General features: G+C 59.1%; 2 protein-coding genes. Both read right to left on the reverse strand.

The window, feature by feature from the left end:
- Window positions 1-282: 282 nt before the first annotated feature.
- Window positions 283-2625, reverse strand: coding sequence for a transporter substrate-binding domain-containing protein (locus tag Q0M35_RS17955; protein ID WP_295317623.1), 2343 nt, complete (start codon window positions 2623-2625; stop codon window positions 283-285).
- 222 nt (window positions 2626-2847) lie between these two features.
- On the reverse strand, window positions 2848-3775 hold a 928-nt coding region (locus Q0M35_RS17960), incomplete at its 5' end, for a fumarylacetoacetate hydrolase family protein (protein ID WP_295317624.1).

Consider the following 3775-nt stretch of genomic DNA (forward strand, 5'->3'; position numbering starts at 1 on the left):
TCAATCGCATTGTTTCTGCCGCAGGCCCTGCAGTAAAGGCGTGGGTTTTCCGCGTAGGAGCGTCGAGGTGCCTGTTGAGAGCGGCGAAGCATCGGACATTCGGGTCGTTCCGGATGCCGGTGCCCTGCGGCCCACGGGATTTGTCGGCGCAAGCATATCGGCGCCTTTCGCTGCTGTCCGGCGCTCGGGTGGATAAAGGAAGAACAAATTGCAACCGGGCGTACTGGCACCAATTACGTTTGTCCGGGAAAGCATTCAGATGCTGTTTAAGTATGGCCGGGCTTACGCCGCTTGCTGATCGCCGGTATGCGTTTCTGCCGGCAGTTTCGGCCACTCCACAAAGAAACGGCAGCCATTTCCCGGCGAAGACTCCAGCGAAATACTTCCTCCGGCAAGCGTGACAGTTTTCTGAACAATTGCGAGGCCCATACCGCTGCCCTCCACCTCATCGCGCGGTCTGAGCGTCTGGAACATTCCGAAAATGCGTTCGTGGTATTTCGCGTCAATGCCGGGCCCGTCGTCTTCGACGCAGAAAAGATGCGCCTCGTCTTTTTCCCTGACTGACAACCGGATTGTGCCACAGGAATTTTCCGCGTGCTTCACCGCATTCCGCACAAGATTGAGAAGAACCGTCAGCAGCGGCGTCGCGTTGACATGCACCGTGTTGAGGCTCTGATCCAGTACCACGGTGAAGCTTTCCGGGACGGCTGCAAGATCGATCACCTCGGCGGCGAGCTGCCGGCCTGAGACAAGGCGCGATCCAGCTTCGCTGCGGCCGATCCTCGCGTGTTCCAGCAGATCGTGAAGCAGCATCGACATGCGGCCCACACGGTTGCGCAGCAGATCAAAACTTTCGCGGGCCTCGTCGGTCAGTACAGGGCCCAGATCTTCTTCAATCCACTGCGACGTCTGCTCGATAGCAAGCAGCGGCGCTTTGAGATCGTGAGACGCGATATAGGCAAAAGCGTCAAGCTCGCTGTTGGAGCGCGCGAGATCCGCATTGGTCATTTCAAGCTGCGCGACAAGTTCTTTTGCTTTGCGCGTGTGATCCATCTCGATTTCGACGAGGCGCTGGTTCTGCGCCGCATCCCGCTGGTGCAGCAATCTTGCCCGGTGCTGAAGCGCGGCATAAGTGCCAAGCACAAGCAGACCCGCAAGAGTAGCGACAGCGATCTGTGAGAGATGCTGATCCGAAATGAGCGGCTTCGGGCCAAACCATTCCATCTGAAGGTCACGGTATTCATCTGATGCAAGATATCCCGGTATCACGACGTTCAGCCTCTCGCGTACATCACCAAGTCCGAAGCGCAGCGCCGGAGCGCGCTGTCCGGAGAAAAGCGGCGGGCGGACTTCCTGCGTCGCGTCCTCAAGGCCACCTTCTCTGGCGGCGGTCCGCAGGACACTGGCGATGTTGACGGCGGCACGTATCTCACCCGCAGCCAGCGCGCCCATCATGCTGGTGATGTCTGAATAGATGACAAGATCAATGTCTCCTTCGGCTTCGAGCCTGCGCCGGGCTATATTGACATTTACTACTCCAACCCGTTCACCGGCCAGATCGTCCAGCGACTGCGGCCGGAAATTGTCATCCGCTCTTACGAACGCCGCGACGGTATATGCGCTCGTTGGCAATGCGAACTCCATCCGGCGCGCGCGTTCAGGTGTCACACCGGCCTGCGGAAGTATGTCGTAGGTTCCGGCGCGAGGACCCGCGGCAAAGGCTTCGCTGGTGATCTGTACAAAGCGCAGCGATAGGCCGGCGCGCTCTACCAGTGCACGCAACGCTTCGACGGAAAATCCGGTCAGAGTGCCGTCTTCCCTGATCACCTGAAAGGGTGGAAAATGTTTCACACCGACAGTCAGCAGATCCGGAGGCCCCGAAGCTGGAACCAGTCCCCACTGCTGGCGCAGGAATTCAAGCTCACCCGAGGCTGAAAGATCAGATACTGCTGAATTTACGAGCGGCATGAGTTCGGCACGGGAGCCATGAAGCGCTACAAAGCGTTCAAAGGTCTGAAGGGGCCCGTCAACGGCGGCGACCCTGTGATCGATCCGTTTCAGGCGCAGATTGTGGAAGAACGGATCGCCGATGACAACAAGCGCATCCGTCAGCCCGGCGAGAAGCGCGTGCAGACCGTCAGGCCCGCTCTCATGAGCGATAATCTGGTGGCCGGAGAGTTTGTCGCGGGCTGCGAATGCCATTCGCTGGCTCTCGACCACGCCAATGCGTTTTGCACTGCCGTCATTCAGGACAAAGCCGGCGCGGTCTTCGATCCGCACAACAAGATAGTGTGCGGATTGCGCGACAGGCTCCGAATATATGTTGGTCGCATTGAGGACACCGAGACGGGTGACGCCCGCAAGCATATGAACTTCGCCCTCTGCCTGCGCACTGATCGCGTCCCACATGGTGGCATAGCGCCTGAATTCGACATCAAGACCGGCACGTTCAGCAATCCGTGTCGCCAGATTTGCGAAAAATCCGTCCGGGGTGCCGGTTTCTGTTTCCTCGTAAAATCCGGGCACAGGGGCCCATCCCACAAGGACCACTTCGGCCTGTGCGGAAAATCCGGTAAAGGCCGCGCAAAGGGCAAAAGTGACCTGTCGGAGGGTCGGAAGAGGCATATCGGTCACTCTTAAGCGATTTACAGGTTACAGGGTGCCGACTGTAGCGACCCGTGATTGCAAAATGATTAAACAGCTCAGGACCGGCCCCTGGCTGCGTTGTTTCCGGGCTACAGACAGGCATATTCGGAGAAGCGGCCCCTGCTGTACCGGGTGTGCCCGGAGTGCCACGGACAAATCCCTCTGTCATCGCTGGTGCGTGAAGTGAAACGGCGTCGCCGTTCAGGATTGCAAAGCCGTTTCGGCAGCCCGGCTTTCCGCGATGACGGGGCTGGCGCAGATGCCGATACCTTCGATTTCGACCTCAATGGTCTCGCCCGGGCGCAACCATCGGGGCGGCGTTTTCGCGTGTCCCACACCCGGTGGTGTTCCCAGTGCAATGAGATCACCGGGGGCGAGGGTCGTATAGCCGGAGATGATCGAAATGGCCTGAGCCGCGGACCAGATCATATTGCCCGTGTCGGACCGCTGCAAAATCTCATCCCCCACCCGGCTTTCAATGCGCAGACCGCGCGCGCCTTCGGGCAATTCATCAGGCGTGACCACGACCGGCCCGATGGCACCGGTGTTGTCGAAGTTTTTGCCCGGTGTCCACTGATGCGTTTTACGCTGGTAGTCACGCACGGATCCGTCGTTGAACACAGTATAGCCAAAGATGTGATCCAGGGCGGTTTCCTCTGAGATGTGCCGGCCGCCCTTGCCGATAATCAGCATCAGTTCGGCTTCGTAATCCAGTTCGTCAGAGCAGTCAGGCCGGATCATCGGCGCGCCTGCGGGCATTACGGATTTCGGCCCCCGCATGAAAAGCGCCGGATAATCCGGAATGTCATACCCACCTTCGCGGATATGCTCGACGTAGTTCAGGCCCAGACAGATGATCGCCCCGGGGCGTGTCACGGGAAGGGCGGGAGTGATTTCGGAGACCGCAACCGGATCACCGGGTTCATCAAGGCCTGCAAGTCTTTCGCGCAGATCACTGTCTGAGGCGAGCGACGTCAGGTCTGTCCCGATGGCAGGCAGAGCCCGCGTCAGGTTCCACGCGCTTGTGCCTTTGACCGCAAAGACGGCCTGCTCCTTTCCGATGGTACCTACCAGAAACCGCATTTTATTCTCCGAAAAAGGGGGAAGCAGGATGCAGCGCCCGTCTGGT

Source organism: Roseobacter sp. (assembly GCF_024639605.1).
Classification (GTDB): Bacteria; Pseudomonadota; Alphaproteobacteria; order Rhodobacterales; family Rhodobacteraceae; genus Roseobacter.

Bases quoted from the DNA above. Each gene is read 5' to 3' on its own strand.
- Q0M35_RS17955 (WP_295317623.1), bottom strand. From the start codon at position 2,625: ATGCCTCTTCCGACCCTCCGACAGGTCACTTTTGCCCTTTGCGCGGCC.